Genomic DNA, 1,045 nt, shown 5'->3' with positions numbered 1-1,045 from the left:
TTTGCCGAGTGGGTTGCCCTGGGCAGCATCACCGGTGGCTGTAACCTGATGGTTGAAGTGACCAATCCGGGGGCACCTGATGCCTGTGGCGGTTCATCCGAAGTTATCTGGACAGCTACCAGCGACTGTGGGGCACCGCTGTTGTTGAGTTCGACCTTTACGGTAGAACCGGCACCTGAGGTTTCCTTCAACGCGCCAGATGATTATACAATGGCAGCCTGTTCCGACCAGGCTTCGATCGACCAGGCATTTGCCGAGTGGGTTGCCCTGGGCAGCATCACCGGTGGCTGTAACCTGATGGTTGAAGTGACCAATCCGGGGGCGCCTGATGCCTGTGGCGGTTCATCGGAAGTTATCTGGACAGCGACCAGCGACTGCGGGGCACCGCTGTTGTTGAGTTCGACCTTTACGGTAGAACCGGCACCTGAGGTTTCCTTCAACGCGCCAGAGGATTATACAATGGCAGCCTGTTCCGACCAGGCTTCTATCGACCAGGCGTTTGCCGAGTGGGTTGCCCTGGGCAGCATCACGGGTGGCTGTAACCTGATGGTTGAAGTGACCAATCCAGGGGCACCTGATGCCTGTGGTGGTTCATCGGAAGTTATCTGGACAGCTACCAGCGACTGTGGGGCACCGTTATTGCTGAGTTCGACCTTTACGGTAGAGCCTGCACCAGAGGTTATTGCTAATGTACCTTCTGACGTTACGATGGAGGCTTGTTCTGACCAAGCATCGATTGACCAGGCGTTTGCCGAGTGGGTTGACTTGGGCAGTATCACCGGAGGTTGTAACTTGGAAATCACAATAGACAATCCAGGAGCACCGAGTGCCTGTGGCGGAAAATCTGATGTTACCTGGACAGCGACAAGTGATTGTGCAGAAACCATTATCGGAACGGCGACTTTTAGCGTGCTTCCAGCACCAGAGGTTTCCTTCAATGCACCAGACGATTATACAATGGCAGCATGTTCTGACCAGGCTTCCGTCGACCAGGCGTTTGCCGAGTGGGTTGCCCTGGGCAGCATCACGGGTGGCTGTAACCTGA

The 1,045-nt window shown here is 55.5% G+C and carries 1 protein-coding gene; it reads left to right on the top strand.

All coding sequences use genetic code 11. The features are described 5' to 3' along the window. On the top strand, positions 1-1,045 hold a 1,045-nt coding region (locus ZA05_RS18405), incomplete at both ends, for a hypothetical protein (protein WP_197276121.1).

Origin of the sequence: Mangrovimonas sp. TPBH4, from assembly GCF_001280505.1 — a bacterium.
Taxonomy (GTDB): Bacteria; Bacteroidota; Bacteroidia; order Flavobacteriales; family Flavobacteriaceae; genus Mangrovimonas_A.
The sequence above is the reverse complement of the archived record's forward strand: the minus strand, read 5'-3'. Positions and strand labels throughout refer to the sequence as shown.